Below are 22,675 nucleotides of genomic sequence, written 5' to 3'. Positions count from 1 at the left end.
GAATAAAATACTATCAATTGGACCGGGGTGGCAATGGGTTGTTATGTTTCGGCAAGATAAACTTTGGGGAACGAGCCATGGACAATCTCGCTGAAAACTTCGCCTCGCTCAACGACGAACCGGCATTCTGGGACGCTGCCAATAAACACCTGACCCGTTACGGACCCGCCTTTGAGGAGATCATCGTCGAGCGGGCCGAGGGAAGTTTCGTTTATGATGCGGATGGCCGCGCCATTCTCGATTTCACCTCCGGCCAGATGAGCGCTTTGCTCGGACATACCCATCCGGATATTGTCGCCACCGTCAACCGGCAGATGGCATCGGTTGCGCATCTGTTTTCCGGCATGTTGTCCCGCCCGGTCGTTGAACTTGCGGCGCGGCTGGCGGCTCTGGCGCCGGGTCTCGATCGCGTGCAATTGCTGACAACAGGCGCTGAATCCAACGAAGCGGCAATCCGCATGGCAAAGCTCGTGACCGGCGGGCATGAGATCGTCGCTTTCGCACAGAGCTGGCACGGCATGACCGGCGCTGCGGCCTCCGCCACCTATAGTGCCGGCCGCCGGGGTTATGGCCCGGCGACGGCCGGCTCACTCGTTATTCCCGCTCCGAATGCCTATCGTCCGCGCTTCAAGAACCCCGATGGATCGAATGACTGGCAGGCGGAGCTTGACGATGCCTTCGAATTGATCGATCGCCAGTCGACGGGCAATCTCGCCGCCTTCATTGCCGAACCGATCCTGTCGAGCGGCGGTATCCTCGAATTGCCCCTCGGTTATCTCGCTGCCCTGAAGAAAAAGTGCGAGGAGCGGGGCATGTTGCTCATCCTCGATGAGGCGCAAACCGGCGTCGGCCGGACCGGAAACATGTTCGCCTTTCAGCGCGATGGCGTGACGCCTGATATCATGACGCTGTCGAAGACGCTCGGCGCCGGCTTGCCGCTTGCGGCGGTGATGACGCGTGCGGAGGTCGAGCAGAAGGCTTTCGAGAGGGGTTTTCTGTTCTATACGACCCATGTTTCCGATCCCCTGCCGGCGGCTGTCGGCGTGACGGTTCTCGATGTGGTGGCGCGAGATGGTCTGGTGGAACAGGCGATTGCCCGCGGAAATCGTTTGAAGGAGGGGCTGCTCTCGCTGCAGCAACGGTTCGAATGCGTTGGAGATGTGCGCGGGCGCGGGCTTTTGCTCGGACTTGAAGTCGTCGCAGACCGGCATACGAAAGCCCCGGGTTTCGAACTTGGCGCGCGCATCATGCAGGAGGCGATGTTGCGTGGCCTCAGCATGAACATCGTCAAGCTGCCCGGCATGGGCGGCGTTTTCCGCATTGCGCCGGCGCTGACGGTATCGGATTCGGAAATCGACCTTGGGCTGGAGATACTGGCGGATTCTATCGAATCCGCACAGCTTGCCCGCTAGGTGTGGCCGGCATTTGCCGGGAACGTCAGTTCCACCCTTGCGCCTTCGCCGGGTCTGGAACTGATATGCGCTTCACCGCCGCTCTGGCGGACGAACCCGTAGACCATGGCGAGGCCAAGGCCCGCACCGCCATGGTCGCCCCGCGTGGTGAAATAGGGCTCGAACGCCTTGTCCACGGCCTCCGGCGTCATGCCGATGCCCTCGTCGGTGACGGTGATCACCAGCGTATCTTTTCCAGAGGCGGCCTCGATCGAAATCAGGCCGCCATCGGGCATGGCGGCTGCGGCATTGAGGCATAGATTGAGAATGGATTGCTCGAAGAGGGCAGGGTCCAGCGGTATCGAGGGAAGATTGTCATCGGTATCAAGCGCGATCCGGCATTTGGGGCCGACGGCGATTTCCAGAATATCGGCCATGCCCCGCAGCAGGCTTGCGACATTGATGACGCTTGGGTGGATCGGCTGCTGGCTGCCGATGGTGAGCATGCTGGTGGCCAGAGACCGGCCGCGGTCTGCCGCCTTGCGGATACGGGCGATGTGCCGCTTCTGGCGATCGTTGAAACCGGCTTCCCGTTCCAGAAGGCCGAGGCTGCCGGTGATGATGCCGATCATGTTGCCCATTTCATGGCTGAGCTGGTGGGTCATGCGCATAATGCCATCAAGCCGTTGGGCCTTCACGGCTTCCGCTTCCTGACGGTCGAGAGCGGTCACATCGCGGGCGAGCAGCACGATGCCGCCATCCGGCTGGCGTGACATCGAGACTTCGATCACCCGCTGATCGTCAGTGCGATGGCGCACGACTGCGCGGTCGAGCAACTCCCCCGGCTCTGTATCGAAGGGCAGTAGAGCCGGGTCGATTTCCGGGATAGGTTCGACAAACCGGCGAAGCGGCAGTTTTCGCGACGAGCCGGAGCGTCCGACGAGTTCGATGATGCGGCGGTTCATGGTGATTGGTCTGCCAGCCGGATCGAACAGCGCTATTCCCTCATTCATGTTGCGGAAGGTCGAGCGGATGGTGCGGGCCGCCGCTTCCGCCGTGCGCCTGAGGCGCGAGACGCGATCGACGCTGTCGTGGAAGGCGCGGAATGCATCGAGCAGCCGGATCAACTCCGTCTCGGGACCCGTATAGGAGGGCGGCCCGACGTCCTTTTCCCCCTTGGCGAGGGCATTCATGCCGTTGGAGAGCGTCACGATCCCGCGCGAGACACGCATCACTGAGCGGATCGAGAAGATTGCCACGATGAGAACCAGAAGGGAGGCCACGGCGACAATGATCAGTAGCCGGTTGAGAGCATCGGAGGTCGAGATCAGGTCTTCGTTCAGGCTTCGCGCAACAGCGTCACCCTGGGTTTCGGTCACATGGGAAAGATCGCGCGAGACGGTGTGAAGCCGGGAGACAGAGGCGCGGATCGCGAACATTTCCAGAAGGTAACGGCTCTGGGCCTCGAATACCCGCTCATAGGGCCGCAGTTCGGCGACAGGCAGGCGCTCGCCCGGATAACCCTGCTGGCGCGCCGTTGTTTCCGCCACGTAGCGGCGGCGCAGTTCGCCAAGCTGGAAAAGGCTGTCGGATGCGGATGCGGCCTGCACGATGCCGTTCATTCTTCGACGCAGTTCCGGATCGAGGATGCCCTGACCGGTGGCGATTTCGCCGAGCGCTGCTGCCGCTTCCGCCTTGTGCCCCTGCGCCGCGTCGGCATCCTTTGCGAGATCCAGTGTCTGCGCCCTGATAAGCTGGAGCAGTTCAACGATACGCTCGCTCGCAAAACCGCGTGCGGCCCGTTCGCCGCTGTCTGGACCCGTCATCTGCAACAGCAGGTCGACCTGCTGGACCACGGAGCGGCTTTCGCTGGAAACGCGATAGGGCGAGGCGGCATTCATCAGAAACGGGGCGCTGGAGACGAGATCGGAGACCTGCCGCGAGACCAGTGAGGCCTTGGCGAGACTGGAAAAGGCCTGCAAGCCGTAGGCTGCCATTTCATCGCGGGCGCGCTGCAGGCCGTAAATGGCGATGGCGGAAAGGCTGAAGACGAGGATGCAGGTAAAGACGATCGCAAAGGGCAGGCGAAAGGCGATGGAGGAAAGGAAGGAGCGGCTGATCACGGGGAAAGCTCGCCCTCATCGGTATGCAGGACATAACCCTTGCCGCGTCGCGTCTTGATGTGACGTGGAAGATCCGGGTTACGCTCGATCTTGCGCCTGAGCCGCAGCACCAGCACGTCGACATTTCGGTCGATATAACGGTCGCTTTCCGAACCCAGCCTGTCGAGAATCTGGGAGCGGCTGACGGGCTGGTTGGGTGTTTCTGCGAGAATTTCCAGAAGTGCGAATTCGGCACTGGTAAGCGTGCGGCTGCGGTCAGCGAGGCAGACGGCGCGGCGCGCATCGAGATCGATCGCCCAGTCGCCGAGGCGCAGCGCTGTGCGGCCGTGGTCCCGCTCGCTGTCCTTGTCCTGTTTCAGCGACGGGATTGTTCGCCGCAGGACGGCTTTGATCCGCGCCGTGAGTTCGATCGGTTCGAAGGGTTTGACCACATAATCATCGGCGGCGGTTTCAAGACCGAGTACCCTATCGGCAGCACTGCCGGCGGCGGTGACCATGACGATACCGATGTCGATCTGGCTGCGCAGCCGCTGGGCAAAGGTGCGCCCGGATGTGCCGGGCAGATTGTGGTCGACGAGGACGAGCTCCATCCTGTCCTTTGCCAATATCTCATCCGCCTCCTCGGCGGAGCGCGCGCAGGTGGGCAGCCAGCCCTCCGCCTCGATGAGGTCCGAGATGAGCTCGGCCATATCCGGATCGTCCTCGACGATCAGAATGCGAACCTTCTGATTAAGCACTGCATATTCCTCCCGCTGTCATCATAGGCGCGACGGCGGCGATCTTCAAAGGTTCGCTGGTTATCTCCCCTGTCATAATTGTAATAACTGTAATCTTGTTCGGCGGTGCGGTGAAAGATTGGTAACCATTCTTCGATTGCGGTGCGGGCTGGATGTGACATGCTGTTGGTGGAGACTGGAACGGGGAGGTTCCAGGCAGGGAGGCTTAATTGAAAGCATTGACCGCACTTGCGGCGAGCATGGTCCTATGGCTGTGCGGCGCAGGGCATGGCATGGCCGAGCCGAAGTTGAACGTCCTGTGCGGCGTCGACGAGGCCTGGTGTTTGACCATGAAGCGGGCTTTCGAAGCCAAGGTCGGTCTCGAGATATCAATGGTGCGGAAGAGCACCGGCGAAATCCTCGATCAGATCCGCGCCGAACGATCCCATCCCACGGTTGATGTCTGGTGGGGTGGTACCGGCGACACCCATTTGCAGGCGGGTTCGGAAGGGTTGCTGGATGAATACCGGCCCGTCCATCAGCAAGATTTGCTGCCCTGGGCGCAGAATTTCTCCGTGATGTCTGGGTCTCGGTCTGCCGGAATCTATGCCGGCGCGCTGGGTTTTGCCTATAATTCGGAACTGCTTGCGAAGAACAATCTGCCGGCGCCGACCTGCTGGAAGGACTTGGCGAAGGATGTTTATCGCGGCCATATCCTGACTGGCAATCCGAACTACTCCGGTACGGCTTTCACCATGCTGGCCACTCTCGTCCAGCTGTTTGGCGAGGAGGAGGCTTTTGGTTTCATGGCAAAGCTCAACCAGAACGTCGTGAGCTATACCAAGGTTGGTGCAGCGCCGGTCAAGGCGGCGGCGCGGGGCGAGATCTTGATCGGGATTTCCTTCATGCATGATGCCGTGACCCAGAAGATCGAGGGTTTCCCGCTTGTCATCGTCGCGCCGTGCGAGGGCACCGGTTATGAAATCGGGGCCGTCAGCATCGTCAAGGGCAATCGCAATCCTGCCCTTGCGCAAAGCTTCGTGGAATTTGCGCTGAGCCCGCAAGGGCAGGCGACCGGGGCTGCGGCCGGCCAGAACCAGGTGCCTTCCAATGCCCGGGCGACATTGCCACTGACCGCACCTGACATATCGATGATCAAGATGGTGGATTACGACTTCGCCACCTTCGGCCAGCCTGAAGAGCGAAGTCGGCTATTGAGCCGCTTCGACAGCGAAATCCACCCGACCCAGTAGGGCAGAAAACCAACATCCCAAAAGACAGCGCGCGCGCCGCAAGGTGCCGCGACCGGCAGCGCCATGTCTGCGTACTGCCAAGAATTCAGACGCAAGCTACAGGAGGATAACCATGCGACTGACAATACTTTCCACCCTGCTTTTTGCCGGTACGGCGCTCAGCGCCGTATCGGCGCAGGCGGCAGGCGAACTTAACCTGATCTGCTCGGCCGATGTCGTCATCTGCGAACAGATGAAGGGCGATTTCGAAAAGTCACACGACATCAAGGTCAATATGGTGCGCCTGTCTTCGGGCGAGACCTATGCCAAGGTGCGCGCGGAAGCCCGCAACCCGAAGACCGACATCTGGTGGGCCGGCACCGGCGATCCGCACATGCAGGCGGCATCCGAGAACCTGACGCTCGAATACAAATCGCCGATGCTGGATCAGCTGCAGGACTGGGCCGTAAAACAGGCGGAAAGCACCGGTTACAGGACTGTCGGCGTTTATGCCGGCGCGCTGGGCTGGGGCTACAACACTGAAATCTTCAAGTCCAAGGGCTACAAGGAGCCGAAGTGCTGGGCCGATCTGCTGGCGCCGGAGCTGAAGGGCGAAATCCAGATCGCCAATCCGAATTCGTCTGGCACCGCCTATACGGCGCTGGCGTCGCTCGTGCAGATCATGGGCGAGGATCAGGCGATCGACTATCTGAAGAAGCTCAACGCCAATATCTCGCAATATACCAAGTCCGGTTCGGCACCGGTCAAGGCGGCGGCGCGTGGCGAAACCGCGCTCGGCATCGTCTTCATGCATGATGCGGTGGCGCAGACGGCGGAAGGCTTCCCGGTCAAATCAATCGCGCCCTGCGAAGGCACGGGTTACGAGATCGGCTCCATGTCGATCATCAAGGGCGCCCGCAATCTCGACAATGCGAAGACCTGGTACGACTGGGCGCTGAAGCCGGAAGTGCAGTCGCGCATGAAGGACGCCAAGTCCTTCCAGCTTCCCTCCAACAAGACGGCGGAAGTGCCCAAGGAAGCGCCGAAGTTCGAAGACATCAAGCTCATCGACTACGACTTCAAGACCTATGGCGATCCGGCCAAGCGCAAGGCGCTGCTGGAACGCTGGGACCGTGAGGTTGGTGCGGTCGCGAACTGATCTGAACTCCGGCGATCGGCATCCCGGCTTTTAAAGCCGGGGTGTCCGCCACTCTTTCATCGGCATGAAATAAGCGAGGTCGGCCATGACACGTGGCAATCGCAGGCTGGACATGGTCCTGGCGCTCGGGGCTTTTGCCCTGGTCTTTCTTCCCTGGTATCGCATTGAAGGCGGCTTTTTCAGCTTTCGCTGGCTATCCGGATTTTTCTCGTCGGCCAGCAATGCGCCCGGTGTGCTGCAGATATTGTCCTATGGCAAACCATGGCTTGTCGGCGTGATTGTCTTTTTCCTCGCCGCATGCCTTGTCCGGCCTATCCGTGATCCGATGCGACGTGGCAGGCTTCTTGCGATTATCGGAGCCGTCGGACTTGTTTTCCTCGCCTTGCAGGGGCTGGCCATCGGCTTTACCGGCTGGAGCTGGACGGTGAGCGAAAACCTCTTCGGCATGCTTGCCGATGGCCAACCGTCCATGGGTGCCGGCGCCGTTGTCATGTCGTTCGTCTTCGTGCTTCTTTTTGCCTTCGGCCTTGCCGAACGCGGCGTCATGAAAGGCGATGCCTTCGTCGTCGGCGCCATTTCCGTTCTGGTTTTCCTCGTCACGGTTTTTGTCTTCTATCCGATCGGCAGCATGTTGGTTGCGTCCGTTCAGGATTTCGACGGCTCCTTCAACGCCGATGGCTTCATCCGCAATATCAAGGATCCCGGCATCTGGAGCCTCGGTTGCGTCACAGGTGAAGAGCGTTGCGGTGTTGCCTGGCGCACGCTGTTCCTCGCCCTGATGACCGCCTTCGGTTCGACCGTGCTCGGCCTTGGCTTTGCATTGATCGCCACCCGCACGCGCTTTCCCTTCAAGAAGGGCCTGCGGCTTCTGACGGTTCTGCCGATCATCACGCCGCCTTTCGTCATCGGCCTTGCTTTGACGCTGCTTTTCGGTCGCGCCGGCGTCGTCACCGAATGGCTTTCCTATCTCTTCGGTATCGAACCGGGCCGCTGGCTTTATGGCATGACCGGCATCTGGATTGCGCAGGTCCTTTCCTTCACGCCCATCTCGTTTCTGGTGCTGATCGGCGTCGTCGAAGGTGTCAGCCCGTCGATGGAAGAAGCCTCGCAGACGCTGCGTGCCGACCGCTGGCGCACCTTCTGGCGGGTGTCGCTGCCGCTGATGAAGCCCGGTCTCGCCAATGCCTTCCTGATCGGCTTCATCGAGAGCATGGCGGATTTCGGCAATCCGCTGGTGCTCGGCGGCACGCATGGTGTTCTGTCGACGGAAATCTTCTTCGCCGTTGTCGGCTCACAGAATGATCCGTCCCGCGCCGCGGTTCTGGCGATCATCCTGCTGTGCTTCACGCTTTCGGCCTTCCTTGCCCAGCGTTTCTGGCTGGCAGGCAAGAATTTCGCGACGGTGACGGGGAAGGGCGACAGCGGCGCGCATATCGCGCTTCCGCGCGGGCTGTCCATCGGCGTCCACGCCGTCGTCGTGCCATGGATGATCTTCACCATCGTTGTTTATGGCATGATCCTTGTGGGCGGTTTCGTGAAGACCTGGGGTCTCGACAATTCCCTGACCTTCGACCACTACATCCGCGCCTTTTCCGTCAGCTTCTCCAATGGCTCGATCGCCTGGACCGGTGTAGCCTGGAACTCGTTCTGGACGACCATGAAGATCGCGCTGGTTTCTGCGCCATTGACCGCTGCCGTCGGTCTTTTGACCGCCTATATCATCGTGCGGCAGAAATTTGCCGGGCGGAACCTCTTCGAATTCGCGCTTATGATGAGCTTCGCCATTCCCGGCACGGTTATCGGCGTCAGCTACATCATGGCCTTCAACCTGCCACCGGTGGAAATGACGGGCTCGGCGCTGATCCTGATCGCCTGCTTCGTGTTCCGCAACATGCCGGTCGGCGTGCGCGGCGGCATTGCGGCGATGAGCCAGCTCGACAAGAGCCTCGACGAGGCTTCGTTGACGCTGCGGGCCAATAGTTTCCGCACCATCCGCAAGGTCATTCTGCCGCTGCTCAGGCCCGCGATCACGGCCGCGCTGGTCTATTCCTTCGTCCGCGCCATCACCTCGATCAGCGCCGTCATCTTCCTCGTCAGCGCCGAATACAACATGGCGACCTCCTACATCGTCGGCCTTGTCGAGAATGGCGAATATGGGGTGGCGATCGCCTATTCCTCCATGCTGATCGTGGTGATGATCACCGTCATTACCGGCTTCCAGCTCATTGTCGGCGAGCGTCGCCTGCGGCGCGAAAACCGCGTCGCCGGCCTGCCCTCCACTTCCTCCGTTCCTCTTGCCCAGGAGAAAACCGCATGATTTCCGTAAAGCCCGGTTCCGTCACCTTCCAGAATGTCCGCAAGACCTTCGGCGCTTTCACCGCCATTCCCGACCTGTCGCTCACCATCGAGCCCGGCACGCTGGTGACGTTGCTCGGCCCCTCCGGTTGCGGCAAGACGACGACGCTGCGCATGCTGGCGGGCCTCGAACATCCGACCAACGGGCGTATCCTGATCGGCGACAAGGATGTGACCATGCTGCCCGCCAATGAGCGCGATGTCTCGATGGTCTTCCAGTCCTATGCGCTTTTCCCGCACATGACGGCGCTCGATAACGTCGCCTACGGTCTGCAATCCTCCGGGCTGCGCAAGGCAGAGGCGCGGGAAAAGGCGGAAGAGGGGTTGAAGCTTGTCGGCCTTGCCGGCATGGGGCACCGTCTTCCGGCCGAACTTTCCGGCGGCCAGCAGCAGCGTGTCGCGGTCGCCCGCGCTCTGGTGCTGGAGCCGCAGGTGCTGCTGCTGGATGAACCGCTTTCCAACCTCGATGCCCGCCTTCGCCGCCAGGTCCGCACCGAAATCCGCGAATTGCAGCAGCGGCTTGGCTTTACTGCCGTCTATGTCACGCATGATCAGGATGAGGCGCTGGCTGTTTCCGACCGGATCATCGTGATGAAGGATGGCGAGATCGCTCAGTCGGGTGCGCCACGCGATCTCTACGAAGCGCCGGCCTCCGCCTTCATCGCCGATTTCATGGGTGAGGCCAATGTCGTCAGTTGCGAGGTCATCGGCGTTGAGGGCGCCGATGCGCTGATCCGTGTCGGCGGGATCGATCATCGGGTCTCGGCCCGCAATGCCCGGCCAGGCCCGGCCAAACTCGCGGTTCGTCCCGGCTCGATTTCCATTGGACAGCCGGGCGGGCAGGGGCTGGCCGGGCGGGTGTTGCACAGCGCCTATCTCGGCGGTCACGTCGAATATGAGGTGGAAACCGATATCGGTACGCTATTCATTGTCGATCATGCCGTGGAGACCAGCCTGCCGGCGGCGAGCGACGTGACGCTGGGGTTCAGGAACCGGGGTATCGCCTTGATTCAGGCTTGATGCCGCCGGTCCCGCATTCAGGATTTCATTGCGACAGAGGCAGCTTTGGTCTGCCTCTGTGTGTCGGGAACGCCAGCCTCAAATGTCCTTTGCCAGACGAAGCGCATCGTAGATTGCCGCATGGGTATTGCGCGCGGCGACCGCATCGCCGATCCGGAAGAGCCGGTAGGCGCCATCAGGATTGCGCTCGACCGTTTGGGTGGTTCCCGCAAGCAGGGCGTCGTAGGAGATTTCGCCAAGGTTCTTCGAGCCGGGCTTGAGGTCGAAATAAAGGTCATCCAGCGGGATCGTGCCGTGGTTGACGACGATCTGGTCGACGGTCCTCGATTTTGTCACGCCGCCATAATCGCTGCCGACATGGGCGACAAGCTGATTGCCGTTTCTTTCCGCGGCTTCCAGCCGGTAGGTAACGGTGAAGGTGACATCGAGCTTTTGCAGGGAGCGCATATAGGGAACGAGGTTCATGGCCATGACTTCCGGGGCGAAGGCGCGGTCAGGCGTCATGATCTCCACTTTCGCCCCGGCCTTTGCCAGACATTCGGCGGCCTGCAGGCCGGCATGGTCGCCAGCGTCGTCGAAAACCAGCACATTCGTTCCCGGCTTGACGTCGCCGGAAATGATATCCCAGGCCGAGACCACGAGATCGTTGCCTCTGGAAAGCACATCGGTATGCGGCAAGCCGCCGGTGGCGATGATGACCACCTCTGGGTTCTCCGAGAGAACCGTGTCCGCCTCCGCCCAGTTGTTGAAGTGAAAGGTGACGCCCAGTCTTTCGCACTGGCTCATGCGCCAGTCGATGATGCTGATCATCTCACGGCGGCGTTCGCTTTGCGCCGTCAGCCGGATCTGGCCGCCGGGATTGTTGGCGGCCTCGAAAACGACGACCCCATGGCCGCGCTCGGCGCAGACGCGTGCGGCCTCGAGCCCGGCCGGCCCTGCGCCGACAATCACCACCTTCCGGCGTTCCGCCGCTTTGGGTATCTCGTGCGGCATGGTTTCCTCACGGCCCGTTGCCGCATTATGGATGCAGAAGGCGAGACCGCCCTGATAGATGCGGTCGAGACAGTAATTGGCGCCAACACAGGGGCGAATATCGTCCTCCCGTTTTTCCATGATCTTGCGCACGATATGCGGATCGGTCATGTGCGCGCGGGTCATGCCCACCATGTCCACCTTGCCGGCAGCGATGGCGTGGCGGGCGGTGGCGACATCGGGGATCTTGGCGGCGTGGAATGTCGGGAAGCTGGTCGCGGCGCGGATTTCACCGGCGAAATCGAGATGCGGCGCGTTGGCCATGCCCTGAATGGGGATGACGTCGGTCAGGCCCGGGTCGGTGTCGATATGGCCCCTGATGACATTGAGATAATCGATAAGGCCGCTGTCCTTCAACCGTCTGGCGATTTCGATGCCCTCAGCCTTTCCGGTGCCGCCCTCGAGACATTCGTCGGCTGTATAACGGACACCGAGGATGAAATCGTCGCCCACGCGTTCGCGCATCGCCCTGAAAACGTCGAGACAGAAGCGCATGCGGTTTTCAAGCGGGCCGCCATAGGGGCCGTCCAGTTCGTTGGTCAGCGGCGAGACGAACTGGTCGATCAGATGGCCATAGGCTTCCAGCTCCACACCGTCCATACCACCCGCCTTCATGCGTTCCGCGGCGTCGGCGAAGTCCTTGATGATACGCTCGATATCCCAGTCCTCGATCTTCTTCGGAAAAGCCCGATGCGCCGCTTCGCGGTGATGTGACGGCGCAAGGATCGGCAGCCAGTCGCCTTTGTCCCAGCGGGTGCGGCGGCCGAGATGCGTGAGCTGGATCATGATCGCCGCGCCCTCTTCATGCACGGCGTCGGTCATTTCCCGGATCCACGGGACGATCTCATCCTTGTAGACGAGCAGATTGTTGAAGACGGGCGGGCTGTCCCTGGAGACAGCGGCGGAGCCGGCCGTCATTGTGAGCGCAACGCCGCCCTTCGCCCGCTCCACCGTGTAGGCGCGGTAACGCCCCTTCGGCATGCCGTCCTCGGGATAAGCGGGTTCGTGCGACGTGACGATGATGCGGTTGCGCAGCGTGAGGTGTTTTAGCTGGTAGGGCTGAAGAAGGGGATCACTCGACATAGCCTGCTCCAAAAGGGTTTCTGTCCCAAGGCTAAGCGCGAATGTACACTTGTGTCAATTTACAAAACACAATTGTCTTTCTTTTTGACATGAGTGTACATCCCGCTTGTCGCGCAGAGACCAATTTGCTACGAACTCGTCATGGAAGCGACATTGAACGAAACCGGTTGGCGTGGATCGCAGGAGGGGTGGCTTGAGGCCGCCTATCAGGCTTTGCTGGAATCGGGCGTGGATTCCGTCAAAATCCTGCCATTGGCGAAAAAGCTCAATCTGTCGCGCACGAGCTTCTACTGGTTTTTCAAGGACCGGGAGGAACTGCTGGCCGCACTCGTCGCCCGCTGGCGGGAAAAAAATACCGGGAACATCGTCAGGCAGTCGGAAGCCTATGCCGAGACGTTGGCCGAAGCCATGCTGAATGTTTTCGATTGCTGGCTGGATTCCTCGCTTTTCGACAGCAGATTTGAATTTGCGGTTCGAAGCTGGGCCCTTCAGTCCGACGAGATTCTTGCGGAGGTTCGCAAGGCTGACGAGATGAGAATGGCGGCGCTTTCCCGCATGTTCGTGCGGTTCGGCCACAATGAAAACACAGCGGATGTGCGTGCCCGGACCACCTATCTGGTGCAGATCGGCTACATTTCCATGCAGTCCGAGGAAGATGTGTCGGTGCGGATGCAGAGAATTCCGGACTATATCGCCATCTATACCGGCGAGGCGCCACAGCAGCGTGAGCTTGACCGGTTTTATGCGAGGCATGGGTACCGGCCGGGTTCGTGAACCTGACGCGACGACGTCGCGAAAACACACGCAATGCCGTCGGATTGTGACAGGCAAGGTGATACAAGACGAATTGTCTGCCCGTCCTCCTGCAATGTAGCTGCAACATTAACCGAACAGTGGTGGGGGATGGCAAGGATTCATCTGGGGAACGTCATTGCGAATCTTGCTTCTTGAGGATGAACCCGAAATGGCGCGCGCGCTTCTCGAAGCCCTGCGCCGGCGCGATGTGCTTGCTGATCATGTCAGCACCATCAGCGACGCTGACGCCCTTGCGCGGGACGGGTCTTACGATGTTCTGGTTCTGGATCGCCGCCTTCCCGATGGCGAGGGGCTTAACCTCGTGGCTTCGCTTCGCCGGAGCAGACATACCGTGCCCATCCTTGTTTTGACGGCGCTCGGAGGTGTCGATCATCGTGTCGATGGGCTCGATGCCGGGGCGGATGATTATCTTGCCAAACCCTTTGCGATCGAGGAGCTGCTCGCCCGCCTCAGGGCGCTCCACAGACGCGGCCCTTCTCTTTCCGACAAATATGCGCATTTCGGAAATCTGAGCATTGACCCGCGCGCCAATGAAGTCAGCATTGCCGGCTCCATCATCGAGTTGCGGCGTCGGGAATATCTTGTTCTTGAAGCGCTGATGCGGCGTCCGAACCGCATCGTCACGCGGTCGAACCTGATCGAGGCGGTCTATACGCTCGATGACGAGATCGAGTCCAACGCTCTCGATGCGCACATTTCCCGTATCAGGAAGAAACTGGCGCAGGCGGAAGCCACGGTGGAAATAAGAGCCGTGCGCAATATCGGTTACCTCATCCGGTCGAAGACATGAAGAGAGCGCCCGATCGATCCCTGCGATGGGGGCTGATGAAGCGCCTTTTCGCATTGCAGGCATTCCTGCTCGTCCTTTTCGTCATCCTTCTCATCGGCTGGATATGGGTCATTGATCCACGGCTCGAAGGTGCGAATGAAGAGGCTGCCCGCATTGTCGCGGAGAGCGTGACAAAGGATGGAGAGGGCAGGCCGCAACTGTCGGCAACGCCGGAGCTGGCGGAGCTGAAACGGCGCTATCCAAATCTCTGGTTTGTGGTGCGCGACGCCAATGACATCGTATTGCAATATGGGGTTGTCCCGCCGCCCGCCCTGTCGGCGGTGTTTCCCCCGAGTTTTGACCGCGCACGCCTGGAGGCGGCCGGAACGCTCCGCGCCACCGTGGAAAACCGCGATACAGCCGCCGGGCGGCTTCAGTTCATTGCCGGGACGGAGGAAGGAATTCCCAACGACGGGCTGAGTATCTGGATCAATGTTCAGCTGGACCTGGAAAAGGATGCCGAGGGCTCCATCCGCTGGCTCACCGTGCTGCCGGCGCTGGGCTTCATCATTCTCATCGCCGTCGTGCCCATGCTGATCCTGACGGGTATCGCGACATTGCTCGTGACCCCGCGGGCGGTCGGGCGCTCCCTGAGCGGGCTGATGGAAACGGTGAAGCAGGCGCAGTCCATTGATTTCGAGAACCGGTCCGAGCGTATCGACCGTTCGAAAGTTCCCCTTGAAATCATCCCGCTGGTCGATGCCTTCAACGTCGCGCTGTCGAGGCTTGATGACGGGTATAATCGCCGTAACCGCTTTCTCGCCGATGCGGCGCATGAGCTCAGGACGCCGATCGCAATCGTACGCACCAGAGCCGACCTCTTGCCCGATGACGCGCTGAGCCATCAGATCAGGGCCGATATCGATCGCCTCACCCGCGTTGCGCATCAGTTGCTGGAGATGCAGGCTGTGGGTGCGGTGGAACTGCCGGCGGAGCCGCGGGATCTCAATAAACTTGTCGAGCGCATCGCAACAGACCTTGCCCCGATAGCAATGGATGCCGGATATGAATTCGATTTCGAGCCAAGCGCGGATGCGGCCATCTTTACGGTGCAGGCATCGATTATCGAGATGGCGGTCGTCAACCTCCTGCGCAATGCAATCGATCATGCGGGCGGCAGAGGCGCAATCACGATCCGGGTCGACCCGGCAGGTGCGATTGAGGTCCGTGATGAAGGGCCGGGCATCCCGGTCTCCGAACGCGAGCAGGTATTCGAGCCGTTTCATCGGATCAACACCAACTCGCCTGGAGCCGGCCTTGGGTTAAATCTGGTCCAGAAGGCAGCGGAGCTTCATTGCGGCCGTGTCTTGTTCCTCGATCTCGATCCCGGCTTTTGTGTTCGGCTCGAAATTCGCTCGATCCCCTCAAAAGGCATTGCGGCTGGCACCGTTTAGCTGATGAGATTCTCGAGTGCCCGAACGAGCTCCGATGACGAAATTACTTGCGATTTGGTTAAGGAAATTCCTCTAACTTGTTTAAATAAATAAATTATTTTGAATAATGCGCGCTCCATGCAATGCAAGCGCAATTCTCGCTGGGAAAATCCCCTTATCTGCTGAACGCATCCGCACGTCATGTCGGCCGGCGCAGCAGACAAACGGGAGCCGGTTTCCGGTTCTTCAACGCGAACTGAAACTTGGCTGCGCCGGAAGAAGGCGCATCGGTTTCGTCTGGAGTTATTCATGTCGATCATCAAGAAATCGCTTGTCGCCGCGACCGTCGCTGTTGCGGTTGCAGGCAATGCCTATTCCGCCGATCTTACGAACTATAATACGCAGCAGTCCTTCGATTATGGCAGTCAGCCGGCCTTCTCCTGGGGCGGGGCCTATGTCGGTGTGCATGGTGGCGTCGCTTCCCCGAAATTCAACCCATTGGCCAGCGGCCGCGGCCTGACGGGCGGTGTTCAGGCCGGTTATAACTTCCAGTTCGGTTCGGGCGTGGTCGGCGCGGAACTCGAAGGTTCCTATCTCGGAAATGAGGCGCGTGTGCCCAACGGCCGGTTGCGGGAGCGTTTCCGCGGCGCGGCCAAGATGAAGGCCGGCGTGGCGCTTGACCAGACGCTCATTTACGGCACTGCCGGCCTGACCACGACGAAGTTCAAGGACGGCAATGGCGTGACGGGTCCCGATGGCTGGAAACAGGGCTATCTGGTCGGGGCAGGCGTCGAACAGAGCTTCGGCGGCGGCCTGTCGGCAAAGTTTGAATATAATTATGTGAGCACAGGAAATGTGGCCACGACGACTTCAAGCGGCAGGTCGAAGACCGATGTCAGCGATCATGTCATCAAGGCCGGCCTGAACTATCGTTTCTGATCGGCCCGCCCCATGACAGGCCCTGGGAGAATTTTCAAAAGAAAACCGCCGCTTTCAGCGTGAAGGCGGCGGTAGAATAGCATGGACCGCAAAACATGCGGCGCCGGATGAAATCCGGAAATGATCATTCGCATTCAAGCGAGGGCTGCCGGAAGCTTGTTACGTACCACTCGTTGCCGGAACTGCGCGTATAGAACGTATAATAGCAATCGATGCGTTCGACATAACCTGGCGTTTCCGACACTTCATATCGCTCACCGCGCCGCGTTGTCCGCACCTCGCCACTCGATGACCCGGCAACGACCTGTGTCTTTTTCTTCCGCCATTGAAAGGCCTGCTGGCCGGGACCCAGGCTGTAAATATTGTCCGGCGGCCCATAGTCCAGCATCACGCTGGTAATCGGCGCGCCGATATAGCTTTTCATGACGGTCGAGGCGCAGGCCGTGAGCAGCATAGACGCGCCGGCGATAAGGATAATTGCTGTCGGGACTGCGAGTGATGCTCTGCTGGACATGGAAATTCCTTTCAGCTGCGGGGACATACCGCAGGGATAGGAACAGCTTGTTGCAAGTACATTGCACGGGAAGATCGTTGGGCGGGCCGTGACTGCCGATCGGTCTCAGCTGGAGAGCTAGTTCGCCGGCTATCTGTGTCAGAGGCCGGCGATGTTGCGGCCGATATGGCGCAGGATGCTTTTGAAAAGTTTTGCCTCAGTGGGATCGAGACCTTCGATGGCGGTTTTTTCGAACATGGCGGCGATAGGCATGAGTTCATCGGCCAGTTCCTCACCCTTCGGGGTGAGGGTGATGCGCACGATGCGTGCATTGTCGAGAGGCCGTTCGCGGCTAACGAGGTTGCGCCGGACCATCAGCCCCACGAGCCGGGACAGTGTGGAAATTTCCACAGACACCATGTCCGAAAGCTCGGTCAGCGTCTTGCTCTCCTGCTGCCGCAGCGTCGCCAGCACGCGGTACATCGGCAGGGTGATGTCATAGGAGGCCAGTCTCACGGAAAAGCGCTCGCCAAGCCGAACGCCCACCCAGTTGAGCAGGTAGGGTACCGAGTCGGTGAATTGATAAGACACGAGCAAATCCCCGTTTGAGAACCATTTGCGCAAATGCTGATGTGCGCCTATCGGCTGTACCGGCACAATCCATCGGTTTCAATAGCTTCGCCCCACAAGACGGGGAATGCGAGGTCCTCGTTCGCTCAATAAATGACGAAAAACATTTGCATTGACAAATGTTGCAAACGCAAATAAATAAGAACGCAGGATTTGGGAGGATCTCATGACATCAGCATTGTTTGGCCTGAGCGGCCTTGCACCCGAAGGCGTCGGCCAGAATTTTCGTTCGACGATGCGCCGTTTTCCAGCCACCGTCACCGTCATTACGGCGTGTGCTTCGGGTGATCAGCGCGACCACGGCATGACGGTGACGGCTGTCACTTCAGTCTCGATGGAGCCGCCGTCTCTGCTGGTTTGCCTGAACAATCGCACCCTGCTGCATGAATTGCTGCTGTGCCGGCCTGATTTCATCGTCAATGTGCTGACGCAGGACCAGATGGCCCTGTCGGATGCCTTTAGCGGCAAGGTGCCGCCGGAAGAGCGTTTCCGCGACGGTCAATGGCAGCGCCATGACAATGGCGTTCTCTATCTGCCGACGGCCCATGCCGCAATCGCCTGCCGCCGGGTTGCTGCCATGCCCTATGGAACCCATACCGTCTTTATCGGGCAGGTGGTTTCGGCCGATGTCAGCGAGACGACGCGGCCGCTGCTTTACGAAAACGCCCAATATTGCGCCGCAAGCCCCGCGAGCCTGCCCGCCTGATCATTGCCGCTCAGACAATTCCGGCGGGATAACCGCCGGCCAGCAACGTCCGGCCAGTAACGTCCGGAAGGAGACAATCATGAACGATATGAGCCATGCGCCGCTGCCGGCGCAAACGACCCCGCGTGTCCGCCTCGCAAGCCGCGTCGCCGGCATAGCCGATCTTTTCCGGATGAGCGCCAGACAGACGGAGGAGGCCCGGCGTGTTCCCGCAAGCCATATCGAGGCGCTGCGCGGCATTGGATATTTTGATATCGTCAAGCCTCGCGCTTTCGGTGGCAAGGGTGGAGATTTCGCCGAACTGGTCGAGGCTAATATCGAGCTTTCGGCCGCCTGTGCGTCGACCGGTTGGGTTGCCGGCCTGCTGTCGGCCCATCAATGGCTGCTGGCGATGTTTCCGGAAGAGGCGCAGGCCGATGTCTGGGGTGAAAACCCCGATGCGCTTCTGTGCGGTTCCTATGCGCCGGTGAAGATGGCGGAGCTCGCCGATGGCGGTTACCGCCTGAGCGGCAAATGGGCCTTCGCCTCCGGCTGCGAAAACGCACAATGGTCGCTCTGCGCCGCTATTCTGCCGCCGCGGGGTGAAGGAAAACCGGTTCCGGCCTTCCTGCTCGTTCCTGCCGGGCAATATGTGGTTGAAGACACCTGGCATGTGGTGGGCCTGGCCGGCACGGGTTCCAAGACGCTCGTTCTCGATGATGTCTTTATTCCCGAACACCGGGTTCTGACCTTTCCCGACGCCACCAGCGGAAAGACGCCCGGCGGGCATTATTATGCGGAGGAAGGCCTGTTCAACATGCCGCTTCTGACCGGCATTCCCTCCTGTCTCGCGGCGGCTGGCGTCGGCGCGGCCAAGGGCGCGCTTGCCGCCTATGTCGATCATGTCGGCGGCCGGGTCACACGCGGCGCGGTGGCGGGCGGCAACAATCGCATGGCCGAATTCCCGACCATCCAGCTGCGCGTTGCGGAAGCTGCGGCGAGCGTCGATGCGGCCTGCGAAATCCTGCTGCGCGATGTTGCCCGGGCACAGGCACTGGCGCAGGCTCGTGTCGAAGGTCGGGCGGAATTTACGGTGGATGACCGGCTTCTCAGCCGTCGCGGCCAGTCCTTTGCGGTGTCTCTGGCACTGCGCGCCGTGCAGGCGCTCAACGATTCCACCGGCGGCGTCGGGCTCGATCTTTCCAACCCCGTGCAGCGGGCGTGGCGGGATGCGAATGCGGTCGGTCGCCATATCAGCATGAACTGGGATGCCGTGGGTACGATGATCGGCCAGAGCATGCTCGGGCTGGAACCCAAGGGTCAATATTGATCGCCTCTCGGGCGGCACATCACACAGTGAATTCGGAGGAAACTACATGCAAGGCAAGGTCGCTCTCGAGGAGCATTTCGCAATCCCGGAAACACTTCAGGATTCGGCCGGTTTCGTGCCCGGCGACTACTGGAAGGAATTGCAGCATCGCCTGCTCGACATTCAGGATACGCGCTTGAAGCTGATGGATGCGCACGGCATCGAAACCATGATCCTGTCGCTCAATGCGCCGGCGGTGCAGGCTATTCCTGACAGGAAGAAGGCAATCGAAATCGCGCGACGGGCGAATGACTTTCTCGCCGAAGAATGCGCCAAGCGGCCGGATCGCTTCCTTGCCTTCGCAGCATTGCCTTTGCAGGACCCCGATGCGGCAACCGAGGAATTACAGCGCTGCGTCAACGATCTCGGCTTCGTCGGCGCGCTCGTCAACGGCTTCAGCCAGGAGGGCGATGGCCAGACGCCGCTTTATTACGATCTGCCACAATATCGCCCGTTCTGGGGTGAAGTCGAAAAGCTCGACGTGCCTTTCTACCTGCATCCGCGCAATCCGCTGCCGCAGGATTCGCGCATCTATGACGGCCATCCCTGGCTGCTCGGCCCCACCTGGGCTTTCGCGCAGGAAACGGCGGTCCATGCGCTGCGTCTCATGGCCTCAGGCCTGTTTGACGAATATCCGCGCCTCAACATCATTCTCGGCCATATGGGCGAGGGCCTGCCTTACATGATGTGGCGCATCGACCATCGTAATGCCTGGGTGAAGCTGCCGCCGCGTTATCCGGCCAAGCGTCGTTTCGTGGATTATTTCAACGAGAATTTCCATATCACCACCTCGGGCAATTTCCGCACCCAGACGCTGATCGACGCCATTCTGGAAATCGGTGCGGATCGCATCCTGTTTTCCACCGACTGGCCCTTCGAGAATATCGACCACGCCTCCGACTGGTTTAATGCGACCACCATTGCCGAGGCCGACCGGGTGAAGATCGGCCGCACCAATGCGCGCCGCCTGTTCAAGCTCGACGGACACTGAACCATGCAGCCTTTCGTCTATACGGCCGCTCCCGCCCGCATCGTTTTCGGCGCGGGCAGCTCGGCGGGCGTGGCGGAGGAAATCCGCCGCCTTGGCCTGTCGCGGGCACTGGTGCTTTCCACGCCGCAGCAGAAGGGTGATGCGGAGGCGCTTGCGGCCCGGCTCGGCCAGCTTGCTGCCGGTGTCTTCGGTGATGCAACCATGCATACGCCGGTCGAGGTGACGAAAAACGCGGTCGAAGCCTATCGCACCGCCGGTGCGGATTGCGTCGTGGCGCTCGGTGGCGGTTCCACCACCGGTCTCGGCAAGGCCATTGCGCTGCGCACCGATGCGGCGCAGATCGTCATCCCGACCACCTATGCCGGTTCCGAGGTGACACCCATTCTCGGCCAGACGGAAAACGGGGTGAAGACCACCATGCGCGGGCCGGAAATCCTGCCGGAAGTGGTGATTTACGATGCGGAACTGATGCTTGGGTTGCCTGTCGCCATCAGCATGACGAGCGGCCTCAACGCCATGGCCCATGCGGCGGAGGCGCTCTACGCGCGGGATCGCAATCCCATCGCCAGCCTGATGGCGGTCGAGGGGCTGCGGGCGATGATCGAGGCCCTTCCCGGCGTGAAGGTCGAGCCGCGGGATATCAAGGCGCGCGAAACCACGCTTTATGGTGCGTGGCTGTGCGGTTCGGTGCTTGGCGCCGTCGGCATGTCGCTGCATCACAAGCTTTGTCACACGCTGGGCGGCAGTCTCGACCTGCCGCATGCGGAAACCCATGCGGTGCTTCTGCCACACACCATCGCCTATGTGGAACAGGCGGTGCCGGATCTGCTCGCACCGCTCGCCGCTCTTGTCGGCGGCAGGGCAGGGGCCGGGCTTTATGATTTTGCCGCCCGGCTTGGCGCGCCGGCAAGCCTTGCGGCTCTTGGGGTCCGGTCGGACGATCTCGACCCCATGGCAGCGCTGGCGACTGCCAATCCTTACTGGTGCCCGCGGCCAATCGAAAAAACTGCGATCCGCGACCTTTTGCAACGCGCCTTCGAGGGCGCGCGGCCGGAGTAATAGGAGGAGACGATGGATATGAAGATGACCAGTGATGACGGCTACTTCGTCGAGGAGCGTTCGGCTGAAACCGTGATCGCGCGGATGCGCGATTGTGACGATCCGCGTCTGATGGAAATCATGGCGGTCGTGACGCGCAAGCTGCACGAGGCGGTGAAGGAAATTGAACCGACCGAGGAGGAGTGGATGAAGGCCATTCATTTCCTCACCGAGGTCGGCCAGATCTGCAATGAATGGCGGCAGGAATGGATCCTGTTTTCCGATATTCTCGGCGTCTCCATGCTGGTCGACGCTATCAACCATCGCAAGCCGAGCGGTGCGTCGGAATCGACCGTTCTCGGCCCCTTCCATGTGGCCGATGCGCCGGAAATGCCGATGGGTGCAAACATCTGCCTTGATGGCAAGGGCGAGGACATGGTGGTCACCGGCCGTATCCTCGATACCGGGGGAGCGCCGGTCGTCGGCGCACGTATCGATGTCTGGCAGGCCAATGACGAAGGTTTTTATGACGTGCAGCAGAAGGGCATCCAGCCCGATTTCAACCTGCGCGGCGTTTTCATCACCGGCGAGGATGGGCGCTACTGGTTCCGGGCGGCGAAGCCGAAATATTATCCTATCCCGGATGATGGCCCGGTCGGGCTGCTGCTGCGGGCCATGGGGCGGCATCCTTACCGGCCGGCGCATCTGCATTATATCGTTTCGGCCGAAGGCTTTACCACGCTCGTCACGCATATTTTCGATCCCGATGACCCCTATATCCGTTCGGATGCGGTCTTCGGCGTGAAGGAAAGTCTGCTCGCCGATTTCCAGCGGGTGGAGGATGTTAAGAAGGCGCGGGATCTGGGTTTCGTCAGCGACTGGTTCTGGTCGGTGAACCATGATTTCGTGCTCGCCCGATGAGCGGCGGGAGTAATCGACCCGGGCTTTACGTGCGTTTTGCCGAGAGCGATCCCGCTGCGGCGGTTGAGCGCGCGGCGCAGTTGAGCGCTCACAAGGCTCATCTGCGCAATGGCGAAGCCATGGCCGAAGGGTTTAGAATTCTCGCTTCCGGCCCGATGAATGCCGTCGCCGGCGGCTCATCCGCTGCACTCATCATTGCCGAGGCGCTCTCGATCGAAGACGTCATCGCCTTCAGCGATGCCGATCCATTCGTCATTCACGGTGTCTATAACCGCATTCATATTTTGAGCTGGACGCCGACACTGTCGATAATTTCCGGGCTGGAACCCGACTGAATTTCGTCGGCGCGATGTGCTTGGCATTTGTTAATATTTCATTTGCAATTTTTGCAAATGCAACATTTAATCGAAGGCGGGTGATGCCGGCGATATGTGGCTTGACAGGAGCGGGACACATATCAGGGTGGAGCACGCCGGGCAC

The 22,675-nt window shown here is 60.5% G+C and carries 20 protein-coding genes; 15 read left to right on the top strand and 5 right to left on the bottom strand.

Annotation, left to right across the window (positions count from 1 at the left end; all coding sequences use genetic code 11):
• Positions 1–77 precede the first annotated feature (77 nt).
• On the top strand, positions 78–1,412 hold the full coding sequence (locus DA915_RS12755; RefSeq protein ID WP_020811944.1) for an aspartate aminotransferase family protein: 1,335 nt from the start codon (positions 78–80) through the stop codon (positions 1,410–1,412).
• On the opposite strand, the gene DA915_RS12750 is transcribed toward DA915_RS12755, so the two are convergent.
• Complete coding sequence (locus DA915_RS12750) at positions 1,409–3,514, bottom strand: PAS domain-containing sensor histidine kinase (RefSeq protein ID WP_107675994.1); 2,106 nt, start codon at positions 3,512–3,514, stop codon at positions 1,409–1,411. The two genes, DA915_RS12755 and DA915_RS12750, sit on opposite strands and share 4 nt — an antisense overlap.
• On the bottom strand, positions 3,511–4,251 hold the full coding sequence (locus tag DA915_RS12745) for a response regulator transcription factor (RefSeq protein WP_003503937.1): 741 nt from the start codon (positions 4,249–4,251) through the stop codon (positions 3,511–3,513). Before DA915_RS12745 ends, DA915_RS12750 begins: the two co-directional genes overlap by 4 nt.
• A 239-nt stretch (positions 4,252–4,490) precedes the next feature.
• Between DA915_RS12745 and DA915_RS12740 the strand changes: the two genes are divergently transcribed.
• The 4 genes from DA915_RS12740 (at position 4,491) to DA915_RS12725 (ending at position 9,996) form a co-directional block, all read left to right on the top strand.
• A complete protein-coding gene (locus tag DA915_RS12740) occupies positions 4,491–5,483 on the top strand; it encodes an ABC transporter substrate-binding protein (protein WP_035212638.1) in 993 nt (330 codons plus the stop codon).
• 112 nt (positions 5,484–5,595) lie between these two features.
• Positions 5,596–6,621 carry an ABC transporter substrate-binding protein gene (locus DA915_RS12735; protein ID WP_003503939.1) on the top strand — a complete coding sequence of 342 codons (1,026 nt, stop codon included), beginning with the start codon at positions 5,596–5,598 and terminating at the stop codon, positions 6,619–6,621.
• 85 nt (positions 6,622–6,706) lie between these two features.
• Positions 6,707–8,938 (top strand): iron ABC transporter permease, encoded by a 2,232-nt coding sequence (locus DA915_RS12730; RefSeq protein ID WP_107675993.1) that lies wholly within the window; start codon positions 6,707–6,709, stop codon positions 8,936–8,938.
• On the top strand, positions 8,935–9,996 hold the full coding sequence (locus DA915_RS12725) for an ABC transporter ATP-binding protein (protein WP_107675992.1): 1,062 nt from the start codon (positions 8,935–8,937) through the stop codon (positions 9,994–9,996). The genes DA915_RS12730 and DA915_RS12725 overlap by 4 nt, the downstream gene beginning before the upstream one ends.
• 78 nt (positions 9,997–10,074) lie before the next feature.
• Here DA915_RS12725 and DA915_RS12720 read toward each other — a convergent pair whose 3' ends face one another.
• Positions 10,075–12,111 (bottom strand): NADH:flavin oxidoreductase, encoded by a 2,037-nt coding sequence (locus DA915_RS12720; RefSeq protein WP_107675991.1) that lies wholly within the window; start codon positions 12,109–12,111, stop codon positions 10,075–10,077.
• A 141-nt stretch (positions 12,112–12,252) separates the two neighbouring features.
• On the opposite strand from DA915_RS12720, the gene DA915_RS12715 reads away from it, so the two are divergent.
• The 4 genes from DA915_RS12715 (at position 12,253) to DA915_RS12700 (ending at position 16,068) form a co-directional block, all read left to right on the top strand.
• Positions 12,253–12,885 (top strand): TetR/AcrR family transcriptional regulator, encoded by a 633-nt coding sequence (locus tag DA915_RS12715; protein ID WP_162687331.1) that lies wholly within the window; start codon positions 12,253–12,255, stop codon positions 12,883–12,885.
• Between the two features lie 157 nt (positions 12,886–13,042).
• A complete protein-coding gene (locus tag DA915_RS12710) occupies positions 13,043–13,717 on the top strand; it encodes a response regulator transcription factor (protein WP_107675990.1) in 675 nt (224 codons plus the stop codon).
• 35 nt (positions 13,718–13,752) lie between these two features.
• Positions 13,753–15,150, top strand: a complete 1,398-nt coding sequence (locus tag DA915_RS12705) for a HAMP domain-containing sensor histidine kinase (RefSeq protein ID WP_192886480.1) — start codon at positions 13,753–13,755, stop codon at positions 15,148–15,150.
• A 288-nt stretch (positions 15,151–15,438) separates the two neighbouring features.
• Positions 15,439–16,068, top strand: a complete 630-nt coding sequence (locus DA915_RS12700) for an outer membrane protein (protein WP_003503951.1) — start codon at positions 15,439–15,441, stop codon at positions 16,066–16,068.
• 124 nt (positions 16,069–16,192) lie between these two features.
• Here the strand turns inward: DA915_RS12700 and DA915_RS12695 are convergent, their stop codons facing one another.
• Together DA915_RS12695 and DA915_RS12690 are read right to left on the bottom strand one after the other, a co-directional pair.
• Complete coding sequence (locus DA915_RS12695) at positions 16,193–16,582, bottom strand: hypothetical protein (RefSeq protein WP_060723717.1); 390 nt, start codon at positions 16,580–16,582, stop codon at positions 16,193–16,195.
• A 138-nt stretch (positions 16,583–16,720) separates the two neighbouring features.
• The gene (locus tag DA915_RS12690) at positions 16,721–17,152 is read right to left on the bottom strand and encodes a MarR family winged helix-turn-helix transcriptional regulator (RefSeq protein ID WP_003503954.1); all 432 of its coding nucleotides are present in this window, start codon (positions 17,150–17,152) and stop codon (positions 16,721–16,723) included.
• 205 nt (positions 17,153–17,357) lie between these two features.
• Between DA915_RS12690 and graD the strand changes: the two genes are divergently transcribed.
• From graD to DA915_RS12660, 6 genes are all read left to right on the top strand, one after another.
• Positions 17,358–17,897 carry an FADH(2)-dependent resorcinol hydroxylase reductase component gene (graD, locus tag DA915_RS12685; RefSeq protein ID WP_003503955.1) on the top strand — a complete coding sequence of 180 codons (540 nt, stop codon included), beginning with the start codon at positions 17,358–17,360 and terminating at the stop codon, positions 17,895–17,897.
• Between the two features lie 79 nt (positions 17,898–17,976).
• Complete coding sequence (graA, locus tag DA915_RS12680) at positions 17,977–19,206, top strand: FADH(2)-dependent resorcinol hydroxylase oxygenase component (protein WP_107675988.1); 1,230 nt, start codon at positions 17,977–17,979, stop codon at positions 19,204–19,206.
• 46 nt (positions 19,207–19,252) lie between these two features.
• Positions 19,253–20,236, top strand: a complete 984-nt coding sequence (gene tsdA / locus DA915_RS12675) for a gamma-resorcylate decarboxylase (protein ID WP_020810403.1) — start codon at positions 19,253–19,255, stop codon at positions 20,234–20,236.
• A 3-nt stretch (positions 20,237–20,239) separates the two neighbouring features.
• Positions 20,240–21,295, top strand: coding sequence for a maleylacetate reductase (gene graC, locus DA915_RS12670; RefSeq protein ID WP_107675987.1), 1,056 nt, complete (start codon positions 20,240–20,242; stop codon positions 21,293–21,295).
• A gap of 12 nt (positions 21,296–21,307) precedes the next feature.
• Entirely contained in the window at positions 21,308–22,195 is an 888-nt protein-coding gene (gene graB, locus DA915_RS12665) for a hydroxyquinol 1,2-dioxygenase (RefSeq protein WP_107675986.1), read from the top strand.
• Positions 22,192–22,530 carry a YciI family protein gene (locus DA915_RS12660; RefSeq protein ID WP_107675985.1) on the top strand — a complete coding sequence of 113 codons (339 nt, stop codon included), beginning with the start codon at positions 22,192–22,194 and terminating at the stop codon, positions 22,528–22,530. Before graB ends, DA915_RS12660 begins: the two co-directional genes overlap by 4 nt.
• Positions 22,531–22,675 lie beyond the last annotated feature (145 nt).

This window comes from Agrobacterium sp. LAD9 (assembly GCF_003031125.1).
GTDB lineage: Bacteria > Pseudomonadota > Alphaproteobacteria > Rhizobiales > Rhizobiaceae > Agrobacterium > Agrobacterium radiobacter.
The sequence above is the reverse complement of the archived record's forward strand: the minus strand, read 5'-3'. Positions and strand labels throughout refer to the sequence as shown.

Coding starts and splice junctions, on each gene's coding strand:
- DA915_RS12725 (WP_107675992.1), top strand. CDS start 8,935: ATGATTTCCGTAAAGCCCGGTTCCGTCACCTTCCAGAATGTCCGCAAG.
- DA915_RS12735 (WP_003503939.1), top strand. CDS start 5,596: ATGCGACTGACAATACTTTCCACCCTGCTTTTTGCCGGTACGGCGCTC.
- DA915_RS12730 (WP_107675993.1), top strand. CDS start 6,707: ATGACACGTGGCAATCGCAGGCTGGACATGGTCCTGGCGCTCGGGGCT.
- DA915_RS12740 (WP_035212638.1), top strand. CDS start 4,491: ATGGTCCTATGGCTGTGCGGCGCAGGGCATGGCATGGCCGAGCCGAAG.
- graA (WP_107675988.1), top strand. CDS start 17,977: ATGAACGATATGAGCCATGCGCCGCTGCCGGCGCAAACGACCCCGCGT.
- DA915_RS12660 (WP_107675985.1), top strand. CDS start 22,192: ATGAGCGGCGGGAGTAATCGACCCGGGCTTTACGTGCGTTTTGCCGAG.
- DA915_RS12720 (WP_107675991.1), bottom strand. CDS start 12,111: ATGTCGAGTGATCCCCTTCTTCAGCCCTACCAGCTAAAACACCTCACG.
- DA915_RS12700 (WP_003503951.1), top strand. CDS start 15,439: ATGTCGATCATCAAGAAATCGCTTGTCGCCGCGACCGTCGCTGTTGCG.
- graD (WP_003503955.1), top strand. CDS start 17,358: ATGACATCAGCATTGTTTGGCCTGAGCGGCCTTGCACCCGAAGGCGTC.
- DA915_RS12705 (WP_192886480.1), top strand. CDS start 13,753: ATGAAGCGCCTTTTCGCATTGCAGGCATTCCTGCTCGTCCTTTTCGTC.
- graB (WP_107675986.1), top strand. CDS start 21,308: ATGGATATGAAGATGACCAGTGATGACGGCTACTTCGTCGAGGAGCGT.
- DA915_RS12755 (WP_020811944.1), top strand. CDS start 78: ATGGACAATCTCGCTGAAAACTTCGCCTCGCTCAACGACGAACCGGCA.
- DA915_RS12715 (WP_162687331.1), top strand. CDS start 12,253: ATGGAAGCGACATTGAACGAAACCGGTTGGCGTGGATCGCAGGAGGGG.
- graC (WP_107675987.1), top strand. CDS start 20,240: ATGCAGCCTTTCGTCTATACGGCCGCTCCCGCCCGCATCGTTTTCGGC.
- DA915_RS12695 (WP_060723717.1), bottom strand. CDS start 16,582: ATGTCCAGCAGAGCATCACTCGCAGTCCCGACAGCAATTATCCTTATC.
- tsdA (WP_020810403.1), top strand. CDS start 19,253: ATGCAAGGCAAGGTCGCTCTCGAGGAGCATTTCGCAATCCCGGAAACA.